Annotated in this window: 19 protein-coding genes and 1 tRNA gene; 14 read left to right on the top strand and 6 right to left on the bottom strand. The window is 72.9% G+C overall.

Annotated elements, in window-relative coordinates; all coding sequences use genetic code 11:
* The first annotated feature begins 2 nt into the window (after nucleotides 1–2).
* The 6 genes from ACZ4VL_RS14825 to ACZ4VL_RS14800 all read left to right on the top strand — a co-directional run bounded on the left by ACZ4VL_RS14825 (nucleotide 3) and on the right by ACZ4VL_RS14800 (nucleotide 9,877).
* The gene (locus tag ACZ4VL_RS14825) at nucleotides 3–2,498 is read left to right on the top strand and encodes a 2Fe-2S iron-sulfur cluster-binding protein (protein ID WP_468199718.1); all 2,496 of its coding nucleotides are present in this window, start codon (nucleotides 3–5) and stop codon (nucleotides 2,496–2,498) included.
* The gene (locus ACZ4VL_RS14820; protein WP_468199716.1) at nucleotides 2,495–4,864 is read left to right on the top strand and encodes a xanthine dehydrogenase family protein molybdopterin-binding subunit; all 2,370 of its coding nucleotides are present in this window, start codon (nucleotides 2,495–2,497) and stop codon (nucleotides 4,862–4,864) included. Before ACZ4VL_RS14825 ends, ACZ4VL_RS14820 begins: the two co-directional genes overlap by 4 nt.
* A 182-nt stretch (nucleotides 4,865–5,046) precedes the next feature.
* A complete protein-coding gene (locus ACZ4VL_RS14815; RefSeq protein ID WP_468199715.1) occupies nucleotides 5,047–5,550 on the top strand; it encodes a hypothetical protein in 504 nt (167 codons plus the stop codon).
* Nucleotides 5,550–6,998, top strand: coding sequence for a WXG100 family type VII secretion target (locus ACZ4VL_RS14810; protein WP_468199713.1), 1,449 nt, complete (start codon nucleotides 5,550–5,552; stop codon nucleotides 6,996–6,998). The genes ACZ4VL_RS14815 and ACZ4VL_RS14810 overlap by 1 nt, the downstream gene beginning before the upstream one ends.
* Nucleotides 6,999–7,019: 21 nt before the next feature.
* Nucleotides 7,020–8,192 (top strand): type VII secretion-associated serine protease mycosin, encoded by a 1,173-nt coding sequence (gene mycP / locus ACZ4VL_RS14805; protein ID WP_468199712.1) that lies wholly within the window; start codon nucleotides 7,020–7,022, stop codon nucleotides 8,190–8,192.
* 737 nt (nucleotides 8,193–8,929) lie between these two features.
* The gene (locus tag ACZ4VL_RS14800; protein ID WP_468199710.1) at nucleotides 8,930–9,877 is read left to right on the top strand and encodes a hypothetical protein; all 948 of its coding nucleotides are present in this window, start codon (nucleotides 8,930–8,932) and stop codon (nucleotides 9,875–9,877) included.
* A gap of 49 nt (nucleotides 9,878–9,926) precedes the next feature.
* On the opposite strand, the gene ACZ4VL_RS14795 is transcribed toward ACZ4VL_RS14800, so the two are convergent.
* Nucleotides 9,927–9,998: transfer RNA gene (locus ACZ4VL_RS14795), tRNA-Cys, on the bottom strand.
* A 226-nt stretch (nucleotides 9,999–10,224) separates the two neighbouring features.
* On the opposite strand from ACZ4VL_RS14795, the gene ACZ4VL_RS14790 reads away from it, so the two are divergent.
* The 6 genes from ACZ4VL_RS14790 (at nucleotide 10,225) to ACZ4VL_RS14765 (ending at nucleotide 16,295) form a co-directional block, all read left to right on the top strand.
* The gene (locus ACZ4VL_RS14790) at nucleotides 10,225–11,694 is read left to right on the top strand and encodes an MFS transporter (RefSeq protein WP_468199709.1); all 1,470 of its coding nucleotides are present in this window, start codon (nucleotides 10,225–10,227) and stop codon (nucleotides 11,692–11,694) included.
* 40 nt (nucleotides 11,695–11,734) lie between these two features.
* Nucleotides 11,735–11,935 carry a hypothetical protein gene (locus tag ACZ4VL_RS14785; protein ID WP_468199708.1) on the top strand — a complete coding sequence of 67 codons (201 nt, stop codon included), beginning with the start codon at nucleotides 11,735–11,737 and terminating at the stop codon, nucleotides 11,933–11,935.
* Nucleotides 11,932–12,360 (top strand): type II toxin-antitoxin system death-on-curing family toxin, encoded by a 429-nt coding sequence (locus ACZ4VL_RS14780; protein WP_468199707.1) that lies wholly within the window; start codon nucleotides 11,932–11,934, stop codon nucleotides 12,358–12,360. Before ACZ4VL_RS14785 ends, ACZ4VL_RS14780 begins: the two co-directional genes overlap by 4 nt.
* Nucleotides 12,361–12,477: 117 nt before the next feature.
* Nucleotides 12,478–14,265 carry a DEAD/DEAH box helicase gene (locus ACZ4VL_RS14775; protein ID WP_468199706.1) on the top strand — a complete coding sequence of 596 codons (1,788 nt, stop codon included), beginning with the start codon at nucleotides 12,478–12,480 and terminating at the stop codon, nucleotides 14,263–14,265.
* Nucleotides 14,266–14,673: 408 nt separating this feature from the next.
* Nucleotides 14,674–15,315 carry an IclR family transcriptional regulator gene (locus ACZ4VL_RS14770; protein ID WP_361084677.1) on the top strand — a complete coding sequence of 214 codons (642 nt, stop codon included), beginning with the start codon at nucleotides 14,674–14,676 and terminating at the stop codon, nucleotides 15,313–15,315.
* Between the two features lie 182 nt (nucleotides 15,316–15,497).
* Nucleotides 15,498–16,295 carry a S16 family serine protease gene (locus ACZ4VL_RS14765; RefSeq protein WP_468199705.1) on the top strand — a complete coding sequence of 266 codons (798 nt, stop codon included), beginning with the start codon at nucleotides 15,498–15,500 and terminating at the stop codon, nucleotides 16,293–16,295.
* Here ACZ4VL_RS14765 and ACZ4VL_RS14760 read toward each other — a convergent pair.
* From ACZ4VL_RS14760 to ACZ4VL_RS14745, 4 genes are all read right to left on the bottom strand, one after another.
* Nucleotides 16,225–17,517 carry an MFS transporter gene (locus ACZ4VL_RS14760; protein WP_468199704.1) on the bottom strand — a complete coding sequence of 431 codons (1,293 nt, stop codon included), beginning with the start codon at nucleotides 17,515–17,517 and terminating at the stop codon, nucleotides 16,225–16,227. The genes ACZ4VL_RS14765 and ACZ4VL_RS14760 overlap by 71 nt on opposite strands.
* Nucleotides 17,514–17,750 (bottom strand): hypothetical protein, encoded by a 237-nt coding sequence (locus tag ACZ4VL_RS14755; protein ID WP_468199703.1) that lies wholly within the window; start codon nucleotides 17,748–17,750, stop codon nucleotides 17,514–17,516. Before ACZ4VL_RS14755 ends, ACZ4VL_RS14760 begins: the two co-directional genes overlap by 4 nt.
* Before the next feature lie 190 nt (nucleotides 17,751–17,940).
* On the bottom strand, nucleotides 17,941–18,534 hold the full coding sequence (locus tag ACZ4VL_RS14750; RefSeq protein ID WP_468199702.1) for an ArsR/SmtB family transcription factor: 594 nt from the start codon (nucleotides 18,532–18,534) through the stop codon (nucleotides 17,941–17,943).
* A 90-nt stretch (nucleotides 18,535–18,624) separates the two neighbouring features.
* On the bottom strand, nucleotides 18,625–19,095 hold the full coding sequence (locus ACZ4VL_RS14745; protein ID WP_468199701.1) for an Lrp/AsnC family transcriptional regulator: 471 nt from the start codon (nucleotides 19,093–19,095) through the stop codon (nucleotides 18,625–18,627).
* Between the two features lie 134 nt (nucleotides 19,096–19,229).
* Here ACZ4VL_RS14745 and hppD point away from each other — a divergent pair, with 134 nt between their 5' ends.
* Nucleotides 19,230–20,384, top strand: a complete 1,155-nt coding sequence (gene hppD / locus ACZ4VL_RS14740; RefSeq protein WP_468199700.1) for a 4-hydroxyphenylpyruvate dioxygenase — start codon at nucleotides 19,230–19,232, stop codon at nucleotides 20,382–20,384.
* A gap of 131 nt (nucleotides 20,385–20,515) precedes the next feature.
* On the opposite strand, the gene ACZ4VL_RS14735 is transcribed toward hppD, so the two are convergent.
* Complete coding sequence (locus tag ACZ4VL_RS14735; RefSeq protein WP_468199699.1) at nucleotides 20,516–22,366, bottom strand: tetratricopeptide repeat protein; 1,851 nt, start codon at nucleotides 22,364–22,366, stop codon at nucleotides 20,516–20,518.
* Between the two features lie 96 nt (nucleotides 22,367–22,462).
* On the opposite strand from ACZ4VL_RS14735, the gene ACZ4VL_RS14730 reads away from it, so the two are divergent.
* Nucleotides 22,463–23,854, top strand: coding sequence for an FAD-binding oxidoreductase (locus tag ACZ4VL_RS14730; RefSeq protein ID WP_468199697.1), 1,392 nt, complete (start codon nucleotides 22,463–22,465; stop codon nucleotides 23,852–23,854).
* Nucleotides 23,855–23,917: the final 63 nt, after the last annotated feature.

Below are 23,917 nucleotides of genomic sequence, written 5' to 3'. Positions count from 1 at the left end.
ACGTGAGCGGAACGACGGGGGACACGGGCGGCCGGGCCGCTCCGGCCTGGGGCTGGGAGCCGGTGCCGCAGGGCGGCGAGTTCACCGACGCCGCGGACGCGACGGCCTTCGTGCGCCTGCCGCCGGACATGCTGAACGCGCTCGGTTCGGGTGAGCCGCTGGCGGCGCCCGGGCACGGGTACGTCCCGCCGCCGATGATCGTTCCGCTGGGCTCCCCCGGTACGGACCCCTCGGCCACCGGGACCTGGACGCTCCCGGCGCAGTGGCCGGACGCGGGTGGCCACGCGGCCGACGCGGGCGCGGCGGGTGCGGGTGCAGGTGCTGCGGTGGCCGGTGGGGCTTCCGCGGCTCCGGTCGGCGGGCCGATCCCGGCGTCGATCCCGATCCCGGCGGCGGTCGCGGCGGAGTTCGCCGACGCCGTGCCGGGGCAGGAGCCGGCCGGTCCCGCGGACGGCGAGGACTCCGGCGAGACCGCGGAGTGGCACTTCCCCGACGCGCTGCGGGCGGAAGAGCCGGTGACCACCGGCCAGTGGACCCTGCCGGACCTCAACGAGCAGACCGGCGAGTTCCGGCCCGGCGCCCTCGACGCCGACTGGAGCCAGGCCCCGGCGACCCTGCCGGGCGGCGCCGCCGCCCCGTGGGCGACGCACCCCGGCTTCGAGAGCGCGCCCGCGGACGCCCCGCTCAGCTCGGGCGTGCTGCCCGACGCGCAGGCGGGCGGGGCTGGCACCTCCGGCACCGGCCAGCGGCTCCTCGGCGGCCCGGGCGTCGGCGGCCCCGGCCGCGCCCCGCGCGTGCTGGGCGGCCCCGGCGTGGGCACCCCGCTCCCGGAGGGCGAGCCGGCGCACCCCGCCGCGTACGACGTCGAGGCCGCGCACGCCGCGGCCGCCGGCCTGCACGGGCCCGCGGACGCCTACACGCGCGTGCACGAGCAGCACGACCACGGGCAGCAGCCCGGTCAGCACGAGCACGGCCAGCACGAGCACGGGCACGGTCAGCAGGAACACGGGCACGGTCAGCAGGAACACGGGCAGCACGAGCACGGGCACGGGCAGTACGAGCACGGCCAGTACGGCCACGGCCCGTACGAGACCGAGCAGGGGCACCCGCACACGCTCGGGCGCGGCCTCGTCCTCGGGGACGCGCACGGCCTCGGGCAGCACGAGCAGCCGCAGCACGCCGACGTGTCCGGCGGCGGCATGCCCGCCACCGCCGCGCCCGCCGGGGCCTCCGGGCCGCACGCGGGCGCCGAGCGCGAGCACGCGGTCCACCACGAGGCGGCTGCCGAGGCTCCGGCCGCGGCCGGAGCCGGGGCCGGGGCCGGGCCCCTCGCCGAAGCGCAGCCGTTCGAGGCGCAGCCGGCCGGCGCGCCGGTGGAGTACGCCTTCGTCGGCGGTCCCGCGGGGCCGGCCGAGGGGGCGGAGCCCGGCGGGCACGGCTTCCCGGCATCCGGCCACGGCGCCGGTCCGGAACCGCAGTCGCAGTCGCAGTCGCAGGCGCCGGTGCAGTCGCAGCCCGAGCCGCAGTCGGAGCCGCAGCCCCGCCCGGAGCCGGGTCGGCTGCCGGACCACGGGGTGGCGGCGGAGGCCGGCCGCGAGCCCGGGCAGGAGTCCGGCTGGGAGCCCGGTCGTGCGGCGGCCGGGTCGGCGGACGAGCACGGCTTCACCGGAGCGGGCCACGGCGCCGCGCCGGAGCCGGCCGGGGCGGACGGGCACGGCTTCGCCGAAGCCGCCGCCGGGACGCCGGGCGGAGCCGGGGGCGGGGTGGCGCCGGGGGCGGACTCCGCGGACGGTGCCGTGCCACCGCCGGACGCGAGCATCGGGGAAGGGATCCCGCTGGCGGGGCCCTCGTACGGGGAAGAGCAGGCGGCCGCCGCGGCCGTCGCCCACCACGAGCACCCGCTGGCTTCGTACGTGCTGCGGGTCAACGGCGCCGACCGGCCGGTCACCGGTGCGTGGATCGGCGAGTCGCTGCTGTACGTGCTGCGCGAGCGCCTCGGCCTGGCCGGCGCCAAGGACGGCTGCTCGCAGGGCGAGTGCGGGGCCTGCGCGGTGCAGGTCGACGGGCGGCTCGTGGCGTCCTGCCTGGTCCCGGCCGCGACGGCCGCGGGCAGCGAGGTCCGTACCGTCGAGGGGCTGGCGAGTGGCGGGGAACTCTCCGACGTGCAGCAGGCGTTGTGCAGGTCGGGTGCGGTGCAGTGCGGGTTCTGCGTGCCGGGCATGGCCATGACCATCCACGACCTGTTGGAGGGCAACCACGCCCCCAGCGAGCTGGAGACCCGCCAGGCACTGTGCGGGAACCTGTGTCGCTGCTCCGGCTACAAGGGCGTCCTGGAGGCGGTCCGCGAGGTCGTCGCCGAACGCGCGGACGCCGAAGCGGCAGCCACCACGGCGGCTGCGACGGCCGAGGCGGCGGGCGGCGCGGGCGAGCCCCCGCGCATCCCGCACCAGGCACAGCCGGGCGAGGGCGGGATCCATCACAACGGAGGCATGGCGTGAGCGGGCAGGACGCGGCCACGGCCACGACGACGACGACCGTCACGGTCACCACGAGCGTTGCGGCCGGCGCCGCCGGCCCGGCCGGCGGCCCCGACGAGTCGGCGGAACAGACGGTCCTGCGCGGTGTCGGGGTCTCCGTGCCCGCCGCCGACGCGCACGCCAAGGCCGAGGGCACCTTCCCGTACGCCGCCGACCTGTGGGCCGAGGGGCTGCTGTGGGCCGCCGTGCTGCGGTCCCCGCACGCGCACGCCCGGATCCTGTCCGTCGACACCTCCGCCGCCCGCGAGATGCCCGGCGTCCGCGCCGTCGTCACCCACGCCGACGTGCCCGGCGCGACCACGCACGGCCGGCGGATCGCCGACCGGCCCGTGTTCGCGCACGAGGTCGTCCGGCACCACGGCGAGCCGATCGCCGCCGTCGCCGCCGACCACCCCGACACGGCGCGCCTCGCGGCCGCCGCCATCACCGTCGAGTACGAGCTCCTCGACGCGGTCACCGACCCCGAGCAGTCCTTCGGCGCCCCGCCCCTGCACCCCGACGGCAACCTGATCCGGCACATCCCGCTCCGCTACGGCGACCCGGAGGCCACCGGCGAAGTCGTCGTCGAGGGCCTGTACCGGATCGGCCGGCAGGACCCGGCGCCCATCGGCGCCGAGGCCGGACTCGCCGTCCCCCGGCCCGACGGCGGCGTCGAGATCTACACCGCCTCCACCGACCCGCACCTCGACCGCGACCTGGCCGCCGCCTGCTTCGGCCTCGAACCGGACCGCGTCCGCATCGTCGTCACCGGCGTGCCCGGCGCGACCGCCGACCGGGAGGACGCGGCCTTCCAGCTCCCCCTCGGCCTGCTCGCCCTGCGCACGGGCTGTCCCGTCAAGCTGGCCGCCACCCGCGAGGAGTCCTTCCTCGGCCACACCCACCGCCACCCCACCCTGCTGCGCTACCGGCACCACGCCGACGCGGAGGGCCGCCTCGTCAAGGTCGAGGCGCAGATCCTGATGGACGCGGGCGCCTACGCGGACGCCTCCTCCGAGTCGCTGGCGGCGGCGGTCGCGTTCGCCTGCGGCCCGTACGTGGTCCCGCACGCCTTCGTGGAGGGCTGGGCGGTCCGGACGAACAACCCCCCGTCGGGGCACGTGCGCGGCGAGGGCGCCATGCAGGTCTGCGCCGCGTACGAGGGCCAGATGGACAAGCTGGCCGCGGCCCTCGGCATCGACGGCGCGGAACTGCGCATGCGCAACGTCCTGGCCACCGGCGACCTGCTGCCCACCGGCCAGACGGTGACCTGCCCGGCCCCCGTCGCGGAACTCCTGCGCGCGGTCCGCGACTTCGAACTGCCCTCCCTCCCGAAGGACGCCCCGGAGGACGAGTGGCTGCTGCCGGGCGGCCCGGACGGCGCGGGTGAGCCGGGCGCGGTGCGGCGCGGCGTCGGGTACGGCGTCGGCATGGTCCACATGCTCGGCGCGGAGGGCGCCGACGAGGTCTCCACGGCCACGGTCAAGGTCGTCAACGGCGTGGCGACGGTGATCTGCGCGGCCGTCGACACCGGCCAGGGCTTCGCCACCCTCGCCCGCCAGATCGTCCAGGAGGTCCTGGGCGTCGACGAGGTCGTCACCGCCCCCGTCGACACGGACCAGCCGCCGGCGGGCCCGTCCGCGCACGGCCGGCACACGTGGGTGTCGGGCGGTGCGGTGGAGCGCGCCGCGAAGATGGTCCGCACCCAGCTCCTCCAGCCGATGGCCCACAACCTGGGCATGTCCACGGAACTCCTCCAGATCCAGGACGGCCGCATCACCTCCTACGACGGCGCGTTCTCGATGCCGGTCGGCGAGGCGATGATGGGCAAGGAGCTGTGGGCCACGGCCCAGTGCCGCCCCCACCCCACGGAGCCGCTGGGCGCCGACGGCCAGGGCGACGCGTTCGTCGGGCTGGCCTTCTGCGCGATCCGCGCGGTGGTCGACGTGGACATCGAGCTCGGCACGGTGCGCGTGGTCGAGCTGGCGGTGGCCCAGGACGTCGGCCGCATCCTCAACCCGGCCCAGCTCGCGGCCCGTATCGAGGCGGGCGTCACGCAGGGCGTGGGCGCGGCCCTGACGGAGAACCTCCGCACGGCGGCGGGCCTGGTCCGCCACCCCGACCTGACGGGCTACGCCCTGCCGACGTCGCTGGACGCCCCGGCGGTCCGGATCGTCAAGCTGGTCGAAGAGCGCGACGTGGTGGCCCCGTTCGGCGCGAAGGCGGCGAGCGCGATCCCGGTGGTGACGGCCCCGGCGGCCGTGGCATCGGCGGTCAGGGCCGCCACGGGCCGCCCCGTGAACCGCCTCCCGATCAGGCCCTCGGCGGCGGTGGCGGCGCCCAACTCCTAGCCGTGTGACCCGCATTGCACGTGCAACCCTGAGGTTGGGACTGTCGTCACCGGTCGCTAGAGTGATCGAGTAGGACTGATCCCGCACGCCCGTGAACGCGAGCGAACGGGTAACGGGGAAACGGGGCGCGGCGGCAACGCCGCTCCCCGCAACGGGGAATACGGGGAGTCGGGGAGGCCGCCGTGGCGGAGAACAACCTGGAATGGCTGCTCGGGGGCGGTGCGGCCAACGAGGCGGCGTCCGCGATCCGAGCCCAGGCCAAGGCCTTTGAGGTCGACTTCGAGACGCTGACCGGCTACAAGAAGAAGGTCGACGAACTCCTGACGAAGCTGAAGGGCTCGGAGGCGTACGACAAGAAGCTCGCCGACGGCACCCTCCCCGAGGGCACCCTCGGCCAGGGCTTCGCCGAGGCGGAAGCCCTCTTCAAGACGTACGGCACGGTCCAGACGCAGCTGGAGAACCTCTCCAAGGGCCTGGCCGCCCAGATCGAGGGCCTGGGCATCGCAATCCTCACGTCGGGCAACGGTTTTGCCGGCGTCGACGAGGAGACGAAGCGTCGTATGCATTCCATCGTCGTCCAGGCGAAGGACGAGTACGTTCCGGAGCGAGATCCGCTGGTGAAGCAGCGCGAGGAGGCCGAGCACGCCGCGGCGGGCGAGGCGAAGAAGCCGAAGGGCAACATCTGATGGCGACGAACTTCGAGGGTTTCACGCACCAGCAGCTGCTCGCGATGGTTGCCTCCATCGACCCGAAGACGGTGGAGGCCCGTGCCACGCTGCTGACCGGAGCAGCCAGCACGATCAAGGAGATCGGCCTCGCCCTCAAGAACACCAAGGTCAAGGGCTGGGAAGGCGAGGCCGCCACTGCCTTCGAGGACTGGGCGAGCCAGGCAGGCAGCGCCACGCTACGCCTGGGCGACCTCAGCGCCGCGGGCGGCAAGTGGATGGGCGAGGCCGCCCAGATCATGCACGAGGTCAAGGTCAACATGCCGGCCTACGACAACTCGGCGGCGGATAACCTCCAGGCCTCGAAGGACTTCCACAACGACCCGGATGCGGCGAAGATCGGCCAACTGGCCAGCTTCAAGCTGAACAGCGACCACAAGAAGGCCGTCGACCAGCTGACGAAGCTAGCCGGCGCGTACGACCAGTCGTCGACGCAGATCGGCAAGGTCGAAATCCCAACGTTCCCGCTGCCACCGGCTGATTTCAGGCCGGAAGTCCTGGACAGCGGGCAGGATCTCGGCCGCTCTGGCGGCGGACACGCGGGCGCCTCGGGTTCGAGTGGTGCCGCGTTTACGCCGTCGTCACCGCGTGGTGGTGGCAGCCCGTCCGGCGATTTCGGTGGAGGGTCGAGCCGGCCGGATGTCAGCCTGCCGCCGACGACCGGGCCTGCGCCGGTCGTCCCGGATCGCAACGTGGACGTAGGCCTCGACAACGTCGCAGTCCTGCCAGAAAAGAGCGTCCCACTGGTAGCCACTCCGCCCAGCATTCCGACTCCTGGTCCTGGTCCCACTCCGGTTGGGCCCCTGCCGCCGGTCGCTCTGCCGCCCCTTGGCGGGGGACCGAGGCTGCCCGGCGGCGGTGGCGGCCCCATCAGCAAGCTTCCGCCCATCCCCTCCCCGCCGACCGCTGGCGGCAAGATTGGCGGGCTTTCTCCGGTGCTTCCCCGTGACACCGGGATCGTCGGCGGCCGCCAGGTGACCGTCGGCGGCCCCACCCCGGGGATCCCGCGCGGCACGGTCATCGGCACGGAAGGCCCGGTGGGCGGTGGTCGTCCCGCAGTCGGCGGTATGCACCCTGGCATGGGCGGTCCCCATGTCGGAGCCCCGGGTGGTTCCGCGATGGGACGTCGGCTGGCGATGGAGCCGGGCGGTGTCATTGGTGGGCGTCAGCCTGGCGTGATCGGCCGAACCCCCGCCGGGGGGCAGTCGTTCACGCAGGGCGGTGCGGGTCTCGTCCGCCACGAGGCTGGCACGGGCGGAGGCCGCGGCGCAGTGGGCCACACTGGTGCCGGCGTGCACGCTCCGGGGAACCGGCGTGACCAGCAAGCAGGCGAGCGCCCGGACTACCTGTCCGAGGACGAAGAGACCTGGCGCGCCAACGGTCGCGTTGTGCCGCCGGTGATCGACTGAGCAGAACGGACGTTGCACGGGATGCGCATGCGTAAGGCGACCTCGGCCCTGGTGGGCCTCCTGCTGGCCGGGGTCGCCGCGACCCCGGCCCATGCAGAGACCGTCCGGTCCAAGCAGTGGCATCTCGACGCCATGAAGGCCGACGACATTTGGAAGATCAGCACGGGCAAGGGCGTCACCGTCGCCGTCATCGACAGTGGTGTCGACCGCGTTCCCGAGCTTGAAGGCCAGGTGCTTCCAGGGAAGAACTACGCGACGGAGTACTCGGGTGATGAACGCGAGGACTACGAGAAGCACGGGACGACCATGGCTGCGCTGATCGCCGGCACTGGGAAGCATCCGAGCGGTGACGGTGCGTTCGGTCTTGCCCCGGGTGCCAAGATCCTTCCGATTCGTGTGCCACACCAGCTCAACAAGACGAAGCCGATCTGGAACGATGCAATCCGGTTTGCGGCGGAATCCGACGCCAAGATCATCAATATCTCCATGGGTGCGGAACAAGATGATCCTGGGCGGCTCGATGCAGTGAAGTACGCCCTTTCCAAGGGGAAGCTGATTTTCGCCTCGGTGGGCAACGACGGCGACTCCACGAACGCGGTCATTTACCCGGCGGCGACCCCTGGCGTGGTGGGCGTTGGTGCCGTTGGGCCTGATGGCGTCGCGACCAAGGAGTCGCAGCACGGTCCGCAGGTAGATATGTCCGCCCCCGGCGTAGACATCGTGACGGCGTGTGGTGGCAAGACTGGCCTCTGCAAGAACCATGGCACCAGTGACGCCACCGCCCTTGCTTCCGCCTCGGCGGCCCTGTTGTGGTCCGCTCATCCGGAGTGGACCAACAATCAGGTGCTCCGTGTCCTGCTGAACACCGCCGGCAAGGGCGATGACGGCAAGGAGCGCAACGACTACCTGGGCTACGGCATTGTCCGCCCGAAGATCGCGCTGCCGACGCCCGGCGATCCCGGGCCCGCGGACGTGTATCCGCTCCCGGACCTCGCTGCCGCGGATGCGAAGAACTCGCCCGCTCCGTCGGCCGGCGGCAACGACAAGAAGCCGCAGTCGGCTGCGCCCGCGCCCCAGGCCGAGGCCAAGGAGAGCGGCGGTAGTAGCGTCACCTGGATCGCGCTCGGGCTGGGGGCCTGCGTGCTCGTCGGCGGTGCCGTGACGGCGGTCCTCGTACGTCGCAGGAGTAGTTGACGCCCAACTACACCTCACTCGATCCCGTCCGACAGGGCGGTAGGAGATGGGTGCCATAGTCAAGAAGCTCACACGGGCGCAGCGGCGAGTCGGTGTGCGTACGCGGCAACGAGCTGACCGAGTCGCTGTTCATCGGCTATCAGACGTCGTAGTCCAAGAGGTACGGCGACTGCTGAAGGCCGCCGAGCGACCTGCTGACCGGGAGTCGTCCACGACCACGAACGGCCCGCTATTTCCGGGACGGGCCCGGCCGTGGCCCGTACTGCGGGCGGACCGTCGTGGGGTCTCATGGAATGGTCAACCATTGTCGTGGCCTTCCGATGTCGGCGCATGGTGGACGCAGTGGGCGTCGGTATTGTGAGGCATCTCGATGGTCTGATCCGGAGATATTGTTCTTCAACTATACGGGTTTGAAGGTTTGGTGACGGATGGGTTCAGTCGCCGTATTCCTGGGAGATGAGGCGTCGAACGAGGGTTGAACGGGACTCGCTGGGGTGATTCAATGAGATGGAGGTAGTGGGCTACCTCGATCCCAGTTGAAACGGTCAAAAACACTGGGACTCAGCGTTCGTCGCTGAACATCACTCGCGGGTTTCGGGGTTGGGGTACGAGCGTGCCACGCCGCAAAGTCTGCTTGAGCGTGAGCGGCTTACCGATACCTTCGCCAGTGCCGGGCGTGTCCCGCCCTTCTCTGCATTGCTTGGAAGTGGAAAACGGTACAAAGCTGGGAGCTCTCCATGGCCATCACGTATGAGTCAAGCGTCCTGCTCGCGCCCGAGCAGGAGATGGAGCCAGCCATCGAGGTCAACTTCAGCGAAGACCTCACATCGGAGCAGCGCAAGATCGCCAGGCGCTCGGTCGAGCGCATGGCGGCCGCCGGCGTCGAAGCGCGAGAGCAGGAGCGTGCCGTAGAGGCGGGGTATCAGGAACTCTCCGATGCGATCAATGCTCCTCTCCGGAAGGTAGTCGAAGCCGATGAGGAGGCGCTCAAGAAGTTCCACCACCTGATCGACCACACACCGCTGCGATTTGACGAGCCGTCGATTCTGGAGATGGGTGCCGACTCCGTCGAGATCGAAGAAGCGGCCATGCGTATTCACGATGTTCGTGCGACGCAGATATTCACCCCGCCGTATCACTTCGACTGGCGGTGGCACAACACGGGTGGAAGTTCCCCGTATACGTCGACCACCAATCGCCCCTTGGGTCAGGCGTCACTGCAAGGACGATGCGGCCCGTGGATTCCGGGGGCCGGCGGGAAATTCGTTGACGCGCATGCGGGGTTCGGTCTGTTCTTCCGGCCGACTGTCAACGGAATGCTCAGCGGAGACTCGCTGAGAATACTGGGCTGGTTCTGGGTTGTAGGGGCATTCGGTGTGGGAAGTAACGCCACCGTTGAGGGTGGTACGGAGTGCACGATCCTCGAAGACGGCAAGCTGAAGGCGTTTCAGTCGCACAAGATGTGGCGAAAGCGCGTCAGCGTCAACGAGTACGCGGACCAGGTGCAAACCAATCCCGTGACCGACATTTCGCTGAGGACGCAGTTCCCGATGCGGGCGGGTCACGACTACACGTTCAACGTCGGCTTCTGGGTCTATGCCGACAACACTGCCGGAGTCGGTACCTCCGGGGCCATCTCCGGCCTGGGTGGCCGCGTCCCCGGCATGACGATCACACGGCCGTAGGGCGAACCGCCGGGCGGCGCCCCGCCGTGCCGCCTGGTCGGGCAGTCAGAAGCCGTGACCGGAATCGAACCGGTGTTACTCGATTTGCAGTCGAGTCCCTCAACCACTCGGGCACACGGCCTTGTTCGGCTTCGGGCACGACCGTACGGGCGTTGTGCACACCCCGGGAAGGGATTGCCGGGGTGTGCAATGAGACCGCCATGCCGTGTTCACAGTCCGTCGCCGTCGCCGCCCCCTCCGCCCCCGCCCCCGCCCCGCCCCCACCCCCGGCCTAGGGCTTGGGGACGAGGGAGGAATCCGCCTTACGGACAGGAGCGAAAGCGGGGGGTGCCGCTTACGCTGAAGCGATGAGTGCCCTTGAACCCCGTGTCACGCAGACCAGTACCCCCGCCCCACCCCACCCCCAGGGCGGGATCCTCGGGTCCGCGTACCGGACGCTCAGCATCGGGATGATCTCCTGCATCTTCCTGATCGCCTTCGAGGCCACCGCCGTCGGCACCGCCATGCCCGTCGCCGCGCGCGAGCTCGACGGGATCGGGGTCTACGCCTTCGCGTTCTCCGCCTACTTCACCACCAGCCTCCTGGGGATGGTGCTGTCCGGGCAGTGGTGCGACCGGCAGGGGCCGCTGCGGGCGCTGACCGTGGGGATCGGGGCGTTCGCCGCCGGGCTGGTCCTGGCCGGGACCGCGACGGCCATGTGGGTGTTCGTGCTGGGCCGGGCCGTGCAGGGCTTCGGCGGCGGGCTCGTCATCGTCGCCCTGTACGTGGTCGTGAGCCGGGCCTACGAGGAGCGGCTGCGGCCCGCGATCATGGCGGCCTTCGCCGCGAGCTGGGTGGTCCCGTCGATCGTCGGGCCGCTGGCCGCCGGGACGGTGACCGAGCACCTCGGCTGGCGCTGGGTGTTCCTCGGGATCCCGGTGCTGGTCGTCGTCCCGCTCGCAGTGGCGCTGCCCGCGATACGCCGGACCGCGTCCGGGCCCGTGGATCCGGACGCGCCGCCCGTCGCGTTCGACCGGCGCCGGATCCGGCTGGCGCTCGGGATCTCCCTCGGGGCCGGGCTGCTGCAGTACGCCGCCCAGGACCTGCGGTGGTGGTCGCTGGTCCCCGGGGCGGTGGGGGCGGGCCTGCTGGTGCCGGCCGTGCTGGGGCTGCTGCCGCGCGGGACGTACCGGGCGCGGCGCGGGCTGCCGTCGGTGGTCCTGCTGCGGGGGGTCGCGGCGGGTTCGTTCATCGCGGCCGAGAGCTTCGTGCCGCTGATGCTGGTCACGCAGCGGGGGCTGAGCCCCACCCTGGCCGGGTTCTCGCTGGCGCTGGGCGGGCTGACCTGGGCGGGCGGGTCGTGGATCCAGTCCACGGGCCGGGTGGCGCCGTACCGGGAGCGGCTGATGGTGTTCGGGATGGTGCTGGTGGCGTTCGCGATCGCGGCCGCGCCGGCGGTGCTGGTGCCGTGGGTGCCGGTGTGGACGCTGGCCCTGGCCTGGGGCGTCGGCTGCCTCGGCATGGGGCTGGTGATCGGCTCGACGAGCGTGCTGCTGCTGAAGCTGTCGGCGCCCGAGGAGGCGGGGGCCAACTCGGCCGCGCTGCAGATCTCCGACGCGCTCGCGAACGTGGTGCTGCTCGCGGCCGGCGGGGCGGCCTTCGCCGCGCTCGGCGGAGGCACGGTCGGGGCCGCCGCCCACACCGCCGGCGGGCCGGACGCCGCCGCGGTCTCGCATCCGGCCGCCTTCGTGGTCGTCTTCCTGCCGATGGCCGCGGTCGCCCTGGTCGGCGCCTGGGTCGCCACCCGCCTGCACGAGCGGCCGGCTGCCGCCGCGTAAATCAGCTGATCAGCCGCACGCAGCTCGTTACGCTACGCGCATGACCGAGCTGATCATCCGACTCTCCGCCGCCGAGTACGCGGAGCTCGCCGATCTCGCCGACGCCACGGGCTCCACGCCCGAGGAGCACGCTGCCGCGGCCGTACGGGACCGCCTGCGCCGGGAACGCGACCGGGTCGGCGAAACGGCGGCCCGACTGGCCGGGCGGCACGCCCCGCTCCTGAAGCGGCTCGGCGCATGAGCGACACCCTCCGTGACGACGCCCTCCGCGCCCCCGCCGTGCGCCACCTCACCCTCGCCGAGGTGCTCGACCTGGCCCGGCACGCCTGCCTGGCCCAGGACCAGCCCGTGGAGCTGCGCGCCCCCGGCCTGCTGGAGTCCGCCGTGCACCGGCCGCGGGCCCGCATGTTCGGCACGCCCGCGTACACGGACCCGTACGAGCAGGCCGCCGCGCTGCTCCACGGCATCGCGACGAACCACCCCCTGGTCGACGGGAACAAGCGCACCGCCTGGCTCGCGGCCGCGACCTTCCTCGCCGTCAACGGGGTCGACCTCGCCGACGCAGACCAGGACGCCGCGTACGACCTGGTCGTCGACGTGGCGTCCGGAACCGAGGCCGAGGTGCCGGTGATCGCCTCCCGGCTGCGGGAGTTGCGGCCGGTGTGACGCTCGCCGCACCGCCCGAGGTCAGGGGCCTGTCCCTCCGCGAGGGGCGGGCCGACCCCGGTAGGGTGGCCCGGTTGTCCTTCGATCGACCGCCGCCGAGAGCCCGAACCGGAGACCGTGACTACTACCGCCTCCCACCACCTCTCACCCGCCTTCCCCGGCCGTGCGCCGTGGGGTACCGCCAGCAAGCTGCGTGCCTGGCAGCAGGGCGCGCTGGACAAGTACATCCAGACCCAGCCGCGTGACTTCCTCGCCGTCGCCACCCCAGGCGCCGGCAAGACCACCTTCGCGCTGACCCTCGCCTCCTGGCTGCTGCACCACCACGTGGTGCAGCAGGTGACCGTGGTCGCGCCGACCGAGCACCTGAAGAAGCAGTGGGCGGAGGCCGCCGCCCGGATAGGCATCCGGCTCGACCCCGAGTACTCGGCGGGCCCGCTGAGCCGCGAGTACCACGGGGTCGCCGTCACCTACGCCGGCGTCGGCGTCCGCCCGATGCTGCACCGCAACCGCTGCGAGCAGCGCAAGACCCTCGTCATCCTCGACGAGATCCACCACGCCGGCGACTCCCGGTCCTGGGGCGACGCCTGCCTGGAGGCCTTCGACCCGGCGACCCGCCGCCTGGCCCTGACCGGTACGCCGTTCCGCTCCGACACCAACCCGATCCCCTTCGTCACGTACGAGGAGGGCAACGACGGGATCCGCCGCTCGTCCGCGGACTACACCTACGGCTACGGCAACGCGCTCGGCGACGGCGTCGTCCGGCCGGTGATCTTCCTCTCCTACAGCGGCAACATGCGCTGGCGCACCAAGGCGGGCGACGAGATCGCCGCCAAGCTCGGCGAGCCGATGACCAAGGACGCGATCAGCCAGGCCTGGCGGACCGCGCTCGACCCGCGCGGCGACTGGATGCCGAACGTGCTGCGCGCCGCCGACCAGCGCCTGACCGAGGTCCGCAAGGGCATCCCGGACGCGGGCGGGCTCGTCATCGCCTCCGACCAGGACTCGGCGCGCGCGTACGCCAAGCTGATCCGGGAGATCACGGGCAAGAAGGCGACCCTCGTGCTCTCCGACGACGCGGGCGCCTCGAAGCACATCGACACCTTCAGCGGGAACGACGACCGCTGGATGGTCGCGGTCCGCATGGTGTCCGAGGGCGTCGACGTCCCCCGCCTCGCGGTGGGCGTGTACGCGACGACCATCTCGACCCCGCTGTTCTTCGCGCAGGCCGTCGGCCGTTTCGTGCGTTCGCGCAGGCGCGGCGAGACCGCGTCCGTGTTCCTTCCGACCATCCCGTACCTGCTCGGCTTCGCCAACGAGATGGAGGTCGAGCGCGACCACGTCCTCGACCGGCCGAAGAAGGCGGGCGAGGACGACGACCCGTACGCCCAGTCCGAGAAGGAGATGGAGGAGGCCAACCGGCAGGAGGACGAGGACACCGGCGAGGACGAGCAGATGTCCTTCGAGGCGCTGGAGTCCGACGCCGTCTTCGACCGGGTGCTGTACGACGGCGCCGAGTTCGGCATGCAGGCGCACCCGGGCAGCGAGGAGGAGCAGGACTATCTCGGCATCCCGGGCCTGCTGGAGCCCGACCAGGTGCAGCTGCTGCTGCAGAAGCGGCAGTCGCGGCAGATCGCGCACAGCCGCCGCAAGCCGGACACCGAGGCCGACCTGCTGGAGCTGCCGGCCGAGCGCCGGCCGGTGGTCTCCCACAAGGAGCTGCTGGAGCTGCGCCGGTCGCTCAACACGATGGTGGGGGCGTACGTCCACCAGAGCGGCAAGCCGCACGGGGTGATCCACACCGAGCTGCGGCGGGTGTGCGGCGGGCCGCCGAGCGCGGAGGCGACCGCTGGGCAGCTGCGCGAGCGGATCAAGAAGGTCCAGGAGTGGGCCACCCGCATGCGGTGACGGCTGCGGCGCAGGAAACGTTTCGGGCGGGCCCGCGGTGTGGAGCATCGTACGGGCCCGCCCTGCTGCGGAATTGATGGTTCCGGTGGGTGGGGGCGACAGTCGCCGCCTCCGCCGGTGCTCGTGTGATGGCACAGGCGTACTGGGGCGCACGGGAGCGCGGATCGGCGCGTTCCGCGCTGCCGAAACGGCACAAATGGCCCGTCCGCGCCCGGATTCTGGACGAGGACTTCCGCTCAGCGGACCTGCTCGCTACTGTCCCCGCATCGAACGCCCCGTGGCAGCGCCGCCGCGGGAGCGCTAGCCGGTGCCATGGCCGCAACCGGCGGCCTCTCCGTGCGTGTCGCCGTGGGACCGGCGCCGCTCCACCCCGAGAGTCACCGCCGCTCACCACGAGGGAGAGGCTTCGTGACCGCGGAAACCTCACAGACTCTCGACCGAGGTCTCAGAGTCCTCAAGCTGCTCGCCGACACCGACCACGGTCTGACCGTCACCGAGCTCTCCAACCGTCTCGGCGTCAACCGCACCGTGGTCTACCGCCTGTTGGCCACCCTGGAGCAGCACGCCCTGGTCCGCCGCGACCTCGGCGGCCGGGCCCGTGTCGGGCTCGGCGTCCTGCGCCTGGGCCGACAGGTGCACCCGCTGGTGCGCGAGGCGGCCCTGCCGGCGCTGCGTTCCCTCGCCGAGGACATAGGGGCCACCGCGCACCTGACCCTCGTCGACGGCACGGAGGCGCTGGCCGTGGCCGTCGTCGAGCCCACCTGGACCGACTACCACGTGGCCTACCGGGCCGGGTTCCGCCACCCGCTGGACCGCGGGGCCGCCGGGCGGGCCATCCTGGCCGCCCGCCAGGGCACCCTCATCGAGCCCGGGTACACGCTGACCCACGGCGAGCTCGAAGCCGGTGCCAGCGGCGCCGCCGCCCCGCTCGTCGGGATCAGCGGGCTGGAGGGCAGCGTCGGCGTGGTCATGCTGTCCGACGCAGTGCCCGAGCGGATCGGGCCGCGGGTGGTGGACGCCGCCCGCGAGGTCGCCGACGCCCTGCGCTGACCCGCGCCGCAGGCCCCGTACGGCGCCACCCGCAGGCCCCGTACGGCGCCACCCGCAGGCCCCGTACGGCGCCACCCGCCGGCTCGTACGGCGCCCGGCGCCGACCGCGTACGACGCCCCGTGCGGCCGCGTCCCGGCTGCCGGGGCGCGGCCGTGCCCGGGCCGCCCGATAGATTGGCCGCGTGCTCTCTCGCCTCTCACGTCTGTCGCGTCCCGCCGCCCTGGCCGTCTGCGCCGTGCCCGTGCTCGGCCTGTTCGCCGTGGCGGCCCTCGCACCGCTGCCCTTCGTGATCGCCCAGCCCGGGCTCACGGCGGACGTGCTCGGGGCGCACGAGGGCAAGCCGGTCATCGTCATCACCGGCGCCCCGGCCCGGGAGACCAAGGGCCAGCTCCGCATGACCACGATCGAGGCCACCGGGCCGTCGACGACCGTGCGCCTGCCCGAGCTCCTCGACGACTGGTTCGACAGCAGCCGCTCGGTCATGCCGAAGGAAGCCGTCTACCCCTCCGGCGGCAGCGACGAGGAGATCGAGAAGCACAACCTGGAGCAGATGACCGCATCGCAGGAGGACGCGACCAGGGCCGCCCTCGGTTTCCTGAAGAAGGACCCCAAGAAGGTCAAGGTGGACCTCAACCTCGCCGACGTCGGCGGCCCCAGCGCCGGCCTGCTGTTCTCCCTCGGCATCGTCGACAAGCTCGACGGCGACGGCAGCGGCGGCGACCTCACCGGCGGCCGCACCGTCGCCGGTACCGGCACCATCACCGCGGAGGGCAAGGTCGGCGCCGTCGGCGGTGTGGCCCTGAAGACGCAGGCCGCCCACCGCGACGGGGCGAGCGTGTTCCTCGTCCCGGCGGCGGAGTGCTCGGACGCGACCTCCGAGCTGCCCGAGGGCCTCCAGCTGATCCCCGTCAGCTCCTTGTCGGACGCGGTGAACGCGCTGCGCGCGCTGAACCGGGGAGAGCCGGCCCCGTCCTGCTGACCGGCTCCCGCTCCATCGACCGCCAGGACGGGAAGACCAGCGGGGCGAGCGTCGTGAGCAGGTAGACCCCGCCGAACGCGAGCAGCGCCCGGACCGGCCCGAAACCGTCGACGAGCAGGCCCGCCGCGAGCCCGCCCAGCGGCATGGTCAGCTCGCAGCCGGCGGTGGTCACGCCCGCGACCCGGCTGCGCAGCGCGTCGGGGACCTTCTCGTAGATCATGGTGGTCAGGATCGGGTTGAGCACGCCCGCGCCCAGCCCGGACAGCGCCATCGTCACCGCGAGCGGCAGGGTGGTGTCGGTGAGGGCGGCGACGACGTAGCGGGGCGCCCCGCAGAGCAGGAAGGCGGCCGCGAACACCGCCCGGCGCGGGAACCTCTCCCCCCACGCCCCGTACAGCAGGGCGCCGAGCAGTGCGAAGCCGCCGAAGAGGGCGACGAGCAGGCCGAGCGCGGCCGCCCCGCCGAGGGCCTCGCGGCCGTGGACGGGCAGCAGCACCGAGGACCAGCCCTGGTCCAGGCCGTTGGTCATCATCACCATCGCGGTGACGCCCAGCAGCAGCCGCGAGCCGGCCAGGAAGGCCCAGCCCTCGGCCAGTTCGGCCCGGTAGCGGGCGAACGAGGCCTTCTCCGGACGCGGTTGCGGCTCGGCCGCCGGGACGCCCCGGAGGAACACGGCGACCAGCAGGGCGGAGACCGCGAAGCTGGCCGCGTCCACCAGCAGGGCGGCCTCGGCGCCGACCACCGCGATGAGGACGCCGGCCACCGCGGCCCCGATCATCCTGGCGCCGCGGAAGACCGCGTCGTACAGGCTCGCGGCCCGGGCCACCGTGGTGCCGGCGTGCTCGGCGAGGTCGGGCAGCAGGACGTGGCGGGCGGTCAGGCCCGGGGTGTGCACGAGGCCTCCGACCGCCATCAGCGCGCACAGCATCCAGAACTCCAGCAGGCCCGCGTAGTGCAGCAGAGGGATCGCGCCGACCGCCAGTGCGCAGACCGCGTCGGACGCCGCGGACACCCGGCGCCGGCCGACCCGGTCGATGACCGGGCCTCCGACGAGGGCCGCGACGACGACGGGCAGGGTGGCGCAGAAGGCGACGACCCCGGCCCGGCCGGCGCTGCCGGTGGTCTGCAGCACGAACCACGGGACACCGATGAGGGTGAGGGAACTCCCCGCCGTGGAGATGGTGTTGGCGGCGAGGACGGCGGCGAAGGGGCGGCGGCTCATCCGGCGGCCCGGACCCGGCCGTGGCCGTGGCCGGGCTGGAGCAGCCGGTTCCCGGCGCGGACCAGGCTCTCGCCGAGCCGGTTGCGCAGGGCGTCGGCCGTGGTGCGCCGGGGGTCGGCGGCCTCGGCGGCCAGGTGCCCGGCGGCGGCCTCGGCGGCCAGCTCGGCGGTACGGGCGGCGTGGGCCGGGAGCGCGGTGCCGGCCTGCACGTCGGCAGGGGTGAAGGCGTGCATGGCAGGACTCCTTCTGCGTGAGGAAAGGCGGTGGAGGGCATGGCTGACCGGCGCGCCACCCGTCGTGGAGGGTGCGCGGGGCTCGGTGCGCCGTGCGGGGAGTGCTGCGTGCTGTGGGCTGAGTGCTGTGGGGCGCGGGCTGCGGGCTGCGTGCTGTGGGTCGCGCTGTCGTGCGGGCCGGGCCCGGTGGTTACTCGCCGGCGCCGGTCTTGCGCGGGAAGGCGTGGGTGTGGAAGCGCACCGTCTCGGACGTCTCGTCCTGGGGCGCGTCGCGGTAGCTGTTGATCAGATCGTGGACGCGGTGGATGAGTTCGCGGCTCTGCTCGGGGGTCAGGCGGAGGCTGAAGTCGCTGATGTCCGAGCTCCGCCGCCACTCCTGGGACCAGGCGTGGGCGTTGCCGAGCCAGGTGCTCATCTCCTGCGTGTGGATCGTCGCGATCTCGTGCAGGAAGAGGTCGGCGGCGCCGCGGGTGGCCGGGTCCTCCGCGTAGACGAGCTGCTCGTCGAAGACCGTGCCGTCGTGGACGGCCTTCCACCAGCGCTCGCGGCCCTTGCCGTGCCCGGGGGCGTCCTCGACGAAGCCGTGGGCGGCGAGCTGGCGCAGGTGGTAGCTGGTGGCGCCGCTGGACTCGCCGAGCCGCTCCGCGAGCTGCGAGGCGGTGGCCGGCCCGTCCTGGCGCAGGGCGCCCAGCAGGCGGATGCGCAGGGGATGGGCGAGGCCCCGCAGGGAGCGGGCGTCGAGGGTGCGGGTCTGGAGTTCCGGGGCTTCCGGCTTCTCGGGCATGCTGCAACCCTAAGGCTGCAAAGAAACCTGTGCAAGGGTTTCTTTGCAACGCTTTCTTTGGAACTCCGCCCTCCGGATCCGGGCTCCGGCTCAGCCCTCCTGCGCCGCCTGCTCCACGAGCGGGATCACCCGCAGCGGCACCGGGTTCTCCATCACGATCGCCGTCGACGCCCGCACGATCCCGTCGAACCCGACGACCCGGTCGATCACCCGCTGCAGATCGGCGTTGGAGCGCGCCACCAGCCGGCACAGCATGTCCCCGTGCCCCGTCGTCGTGTGCAGCTCCAGCACCTCCGGTACGCCGCTCAGGTGCGACCGCACGTCGGCGCCCTGGCCCTGCTTGATCTCCAGCGTGGCGAACGCGGTCACCGGGTAGCCGAGGGCGGCCGGGTCCACCTGTGGCCCGAAACCGCGGATCACCCCGTTCGACTGGAGCCGGTCCAGCCGGGCCTGTGCGGTGCCGCGCGCCACCCCGAGCCGGCGCGAGGCCTCCAGGATGCCGATCCGCGGTTCGCGGTCGAGCAGGACGATGAGGCGACCGTCGAGTTCATCGATTCCCATAGCGCTGCCTCCAGGCGACTCAGTGGTGGTCATCCTGCACAGATGTTTCAACAATGTTGCGGCCAGGCTGGGCACTTTGTACAGCAGAACAGGAAACTATTGCGCAGCTTGTGGATCGGCGGGACTCTGCGCTCATGACTGAGTCTCTGGCGAATCTCGAAACCACCCCCCACACCGCGCGTGAGGCCGACCCCTTCCCGGTGAAGGGCATGGACGCGGTCGTCTTCGCCGTCGGCAACGCCAAGCAGGCCGCGCACTACTACTCGACTGCGTTCGGCATGAAGCTGGTGGCCTACTCCGGCCCGGAGAACGGCGTCCGCGAGACGGCGAGCTACGTCCTGACCAACGGCTCCGCCCGCTTCGTCATGACCTCGGTCATCAAGGCGAGCACGGACCACGGCCGCTTCCTCGCCGAGCACGTCGCCGAGCACGGCGACGGCGTCATCGACCTCGCCATCGAGGTCCCGGACGTCCGCGCCGCTTACGCGTACGCCGTCGAGCAGGGCGCGCGCGGCCTCGACGAGCCGTACGAGATCTCCGACGAGCACGGCACGGTCGTCCTCGCCGCGATCGCGACCTACGGCCAGACCCGCCACACCCTGGTCGAGCGCAAGGACTACACCGGCCCCTACCTGCCGGGCTACGTCGCCGTCGGCCCGATGGTCGAGCCGCCGGCCAAGCGCACCTTCCAGGCCATCGACCACTGCGTCGGCAACGTCGAGCTCGGCCGCATGGACGAGTGGGTCGGGTTCTACAACAAGGTCATGGGCTTCACGAACATGAAGGAGTTCGTGGGCGACGACATCGCGACCGAGTACTCGGCGCTGATGTCGAAGGTCGTCGCGGACGGCACCCTCAAGGTGAAGTTCCCGATCAACGAGCCGGCGATCGCGAAGAAGAAGTCGCAGATCGACGAGTACCTGGAGTTCTACGGCGGCGCCGGCGTCCAGCACATCGCGCTCGCCTCGAACGACATCGTCGCGACCGTCCGGTCGATGCGGGCGGCGGGCGTGCAGTTCCTCGACACCCCGGACTCGTACTACGACACCCTCGGCGAGTGGGTCGGCGAGACCCGCGTGCCGATCGACACCCTGCGCGAGCTGAAGATCCTCGCCGACCGCGACGAGGACGGCTACCTGCTCCAGATCTTCACCAAGCCGGTGCAGGACCGCCCGACCGTCTTCTTCGAGATCATCGAGCGCCACGGCTCTATGGGCTTCGGCAAGGGCAACTTCAAGGCCCTGTTCGAGGCGATCGAGCGCGAGCAGGAGAAGCGCGGCAACCTCTAGGACCGCCAGGAGCCACGAGCCCGGCCCTGGCGCCGGCCCCGGCCCGGCACCGGCTTCGGCTCCGCCCCGGAACCGACGGCAGCAGGCCCCCCGCCCCACGGCAGGGGGCCTGCCCCGTGCCCGGGACCGGATCAGCGCGCCGTCGGGCCGTTCGGCTTCGGCCGGGCGGGCCCGTGCCCGTGCCCGGGCCCGTGCTCGCGATCGGGCCCGTGCTCGCGATCGGGCTCGTGCTCCGGCTCGGGCCCTTCATCGTGCTCGTGCTCTGGCTGAGGCTCGGGGTCGTGCTCGGGCTCGGGCTCAGACTCGTGCTCGGGATCGGGGTCCGGCTGTGCCGGCCCGCGTTTCGCCGGCCCGGGCTCGGCGGGCTCCGCCGTCCTCGCGGGCTTGGCGGGCTCCGCGGGCCGGGCGGGCTCCCCGGTCCTGGCCGGCTTCGGTCCCGCCGGCCCCCGCTTCTCCGCCGGGCCGCTCGGCTTCGCCGACGCCGACGCCGACGGCTTCGGCAGCTCCGGCAGCACCCACGGTGCGGTCGGCTGCAGGTTCTCCGGCCCGCCCGGTGGCGGGTCCCCGATCGCCGCCAGCGCCCCCGCCGCCAGCGGCCCCCGTACCGGCGAGAACCGCGGGTTCGTCCGCACCGCCTCCTGGAAGTGCCGGCGCGCCGACGCGTCGTCGCCCAGCCCCTGCTCGATCACCCCCCGGTGGTAGGCGAAGTCCGCGCTCCGCAGCCCCCGGTCCGCCGCCTTCCGCGCGTACCCCAACGCCGCCGCGTCATCGCCCAGCCGGTGCAGCGCCCACCCCAGCGCATCGGCCACCTGCACGTTCTTGTGCCGCGCCCACTCCGCCGTCAGCCGCCGCACCGCCGCACCCGGATCCCCGTGGTCCGCCTCGAACAGGCCCAGCACCACGGAGTCGTTCACCCCGCCCCGCCCGGCTGCCGCGCGCACCCCGCCCGGCCCGCCCGCTTTCCCCCCACCCGCGGCAGCCGCCGCCCGCAGCAGGTCGAACGGCGCCTTCGCCTCGTCCCCGCGCCCCAGCGACTCCAGCAGCTCGCCCAGCTCCAGCGCCAGCCGCGGCGACTGCGCCCGCCCCAGCGCCAGCCGGTAGTCCCGTACCGCCTCCCCACCGCGCCCCAGCCCCGCCAGCGCGCGCGCCCGGCCGCCCAGCGCGTCCGCCTGCGCCGGATCCGCCCGCAGCGCCCCCTCGTACTGGCGCATCGCCTCCGCCGGCTCGCCCCGCTCCCACAACAGCTCCCCGCGCCGGTACAGCACGTACGCCTTCTCGACCGGGGACTTCGCCGCCCCCGCCGCACGCTCCAGCGCCACTGCCGCGTCCTCGCGCCAGCCCCGGTCCCGGTACACCTGCGAGGCCTTCAGGTGCGCCGCCAGCCCCGGCCGGACCTCGAGCAGCCGCTCCATCGCCTTGTCGGCCGCCGGGTAGTCGCCCAGCCCCGAGTACGCGTCCACGAGCACCGGGTACGCCGTCCACTGCTTCGGCGCCTGTGCCCGTACGAGCTCGCCCCACTTGCGCCCGGTCCCGTAGTCCCCGCGGGCGTTGGCCAGTGCGCCCATGCCCGTCATCGCGTCGAAGTTGCCCTTCTCCGCCGGGCGGAGCTCCAGCGACCGCTTCAGCGCCCGCTCCGACTTCGGGTACCAGACCGGGTCCGCGGTGCGCCGGGCCTGCTCCAGGTACGCCGAGCCCAGCACCGCCCACGCCGCCCCGTCCCGCGGGTGCTCCGCGACCCACTTCTCCCGGTCCGCGATCAGCGCAGACAGGTCCACCACCGCCGCCGGCGCCCCCGTCCCGACCGCCGACGCGGCCCGCTCCATCGGCCCCGGGGGGCGGGCGTCGTCGCCCGCGCGGGCCGGCCGGATCACCAGCGCCCCGACGATCAGGACCACCGCGACCGCGGCCGCCACGAGCGTCTTGCGGCCGGTGAACGTCACGGGCGGCGCAGCCTCCTGCGCTTCCTTGTCGATACGGTCCATGCGATCACTGTGCGTCAATATGAATGGGCCGCCGCAGTGTCCGAACCCCGCCGCGGCCGTGTTCACACCGATGGCCCCCGGTGCCACGCTGGGCCCATGGAACCCAAGGACGACGAGCTCACCGCACGGCTGCGCACGCGCCTCCTCGAAGGCCTCCCCGCCGAGGCCCTCCTCACCGACCCGGACGTGACCGCCGCCTACGCCACCGACATGGCGAACTTCTGCCCCGCCGGCACCCCTGCGGCCGTGGTCCTGCCCCGCACCGCGGAGCAGGTGCAGCACGTCCTGCGCACCGCAACCGCCCTACGCGTCCCGGTCGTCCCCCAGGGCGCCCGCACCGGCCTGTCCGGCGCCGCCAACGCCACCGACGGCTGCATCCTGCTCTCCCTGGTCCGGATGGACCGCATCCTCGAAATCAACACCGTCGACCGGACCGCCGTCGTCGAACCGGGCGTCGTCAACGCCGTGCTGTCGCGGGCCGTCGCCGAACAGGGCCTGTACTACCCGCCCGACCCCTCCAGCTGGGAACAGTGCACCATCGGCGGCAACATCGGCACCGGCTCCGGTGGCCTGTGCTGCGTCAAGTACGGGGTCACCGCCGAATACGTGCTCGGCCTCGACGTCGTCCTCGCCGACGGCCGGCTGCTGCGCACCGGCCGACGCACCGCCAAGGGCGTCGCCGGCTATGACCTCACCCGGCTCTTCGTCGGCTCCGAAGGCAGCCTCGGCGTCGTCGTCCGGGCCGTCCTCGCCCTGCGCCCGGCCCCGCCCCGACAGCTCGCGCTGGCCGCCGAGTTCCCCTCCGCCGCGGCCGCCTGCGCCGCCGTCTGCGCCGTCATGGAGGCCGGGCTGACGCCCTCGCTGCTGGAGCTGATGGACCGTACGACCGTACGGGCCGTCAACGCCCTCGGACGGATGGGCCTGCCCGAGACCACCGAGGCCCTGCTGCTCGCCGCGTTCGACACCCCGCACGCGTCCGACGACCTCGCGGCCGTCGCCCGCCTGTGCACGGCCGCCGGCGCCACGGCCGTCGTACCCGCCGAGGACGAGGCGGAGTCGGAACTGCTGCTCAAGGCCCGCCGGATGGCGCTCACCGCGCTGGACGCGCTGCGCCCGGCCACGATGATCGACGACGTCTGCGTACCCCGCTCGCGGCTGGCCGAGATGCTCGACGGTACCGCCCGCATCGCCCGCGCCCACGACCTCGTCATCGGGGTCTGTGCGCACGCCGGCGACGGCAACACCCACCCCGTGGTCTGCTTCGACCCCGCGGACGAGGAAGAGACGGACCGGGCCCGCGCCTCCTTCGACGAGATCATGGACCTCGGGCTGGGCCTGGGCGGGACCATCACCGGAGAACACGGGGTCGGCGTCCTGAAGAAGGAGTGGCTCGCCCGCGAACTGGGACCCGTGGGCCTGGAGGTGCAACGCGCGGTCAAGCAGGCCTTCGACCCCCTGGGCCTGCTCAACCCCGGCAAGCTCTTCTGACCGCTGCCGCTCCCGCTCCCGCTCACGGGGCCCCGGACCCGGACCCGGACCCGGACCGTTACC

The organism is Streptomyces sp. NPDC029014, from assembly GCF_055564695.1.
Note: the sequence above shows the minus strand (reverse complement) of the source record. Positions and strands in the feature narration are given on the sequence as shown.

Excerpts from the sequence above, each read along its gene's own strand:
- ACZ4VL_RS14730 (WP_468199697.1), top strand. The coding sequence starts at position 22,463 with ATGGAACCCAAGGACGACGAGCTCACCGCACGGCTGCGCACGCGCCTC.
- hppD (WP_468199700.1), top strand. The coding sequence starts at position 19,230 with ATGACTGAGTCTCTGGCGAATCTCGAAACCACCCCCCACACCGCGCGT.
- ACZ4VL_RS14810 (WP_468199713.1), top strand. The coding sequence starts at position 5,550 with ATGGCGACGAACTTCGAGGGTTTCACGCACCAGCAGCTGCTCGCGATG.
- ACZ4VL_RS14785 (WP_468199708.1), top strand. The coding sequence starts at position 11,735 with ATGACCGAGCTGATCATCCGACTCTCCGCCGCCGAGTACGCGGAGCTC.
- ACZ4VL_RS14750 (WP_468199702.1), bottom strand. The coding sequence starts at position 18,534 with ATGCCCGAGAAGCCGGAAGCCCCGGAACTCCAGACCCGCACCCTCGAC.
- ACZ4VL_RS14755 (WP_468199703.1), bottom strand. The coding sequence starts at position 17,750 with ATGCACGCCTTCACCCCTGCCGACGTGCAGGCCGGCACCGCGCTCCCG.
- ACZ4VL_RS14760 (WP_468199704.1), bottom strand. The coding sequence starts at position 17,517 with ATGAGCCGCCGCCCCTTCGCCGCCGTCCTCGCCGCCAACACCATCTCC.
- ACZ4VL_RS14735 (WP_468199699.1), bottom strand. The coding sequence starts at position 22,366 with ATGGACCGTATCGACAAGGAAGCGCAGGAGGCTGCGCCGCCCGTGACG.
- mycP (WP_468199712.1), top strand. The coding sequence starts at position 7,020 with ATGCGCATGCGTAAGGCGACCTCGGCCCTGGTGGGCCTCCTGCTGGCC.
- ACZ4VL_RS14800 (WP_468199710.1), top strand. The coding sequence starts at position 8,930 with ATGGCCATCACGTATGAGTCAAGCGTCCTGCTCGCGCCCGAGCAGGAG.
- ACZ4VL_RS14790 (WP_468199709.1), top strand. The coding sequence starts at position 10,225 with ATGAGTGCCCTTGAACCCCGTGTCACGCAGACCAGTACCCCCGCCCCA.
- ACZ4VL_RS14780 (WP_468199707.1), top strand. The coding sequence starts at position 11,932 with ATGAGCGACACCCTCCGTGACGACGCCCTCCGCGCCCCCGCCGTGCGC.
- ACZ4VL_RS14745 (WP_468199701.1), bottom strand. The coding sequence starts at position 19,095 with ATGGGAATCGATGAACTCGACGGTCGCCTCATCGTCCTGCTCGACCGC.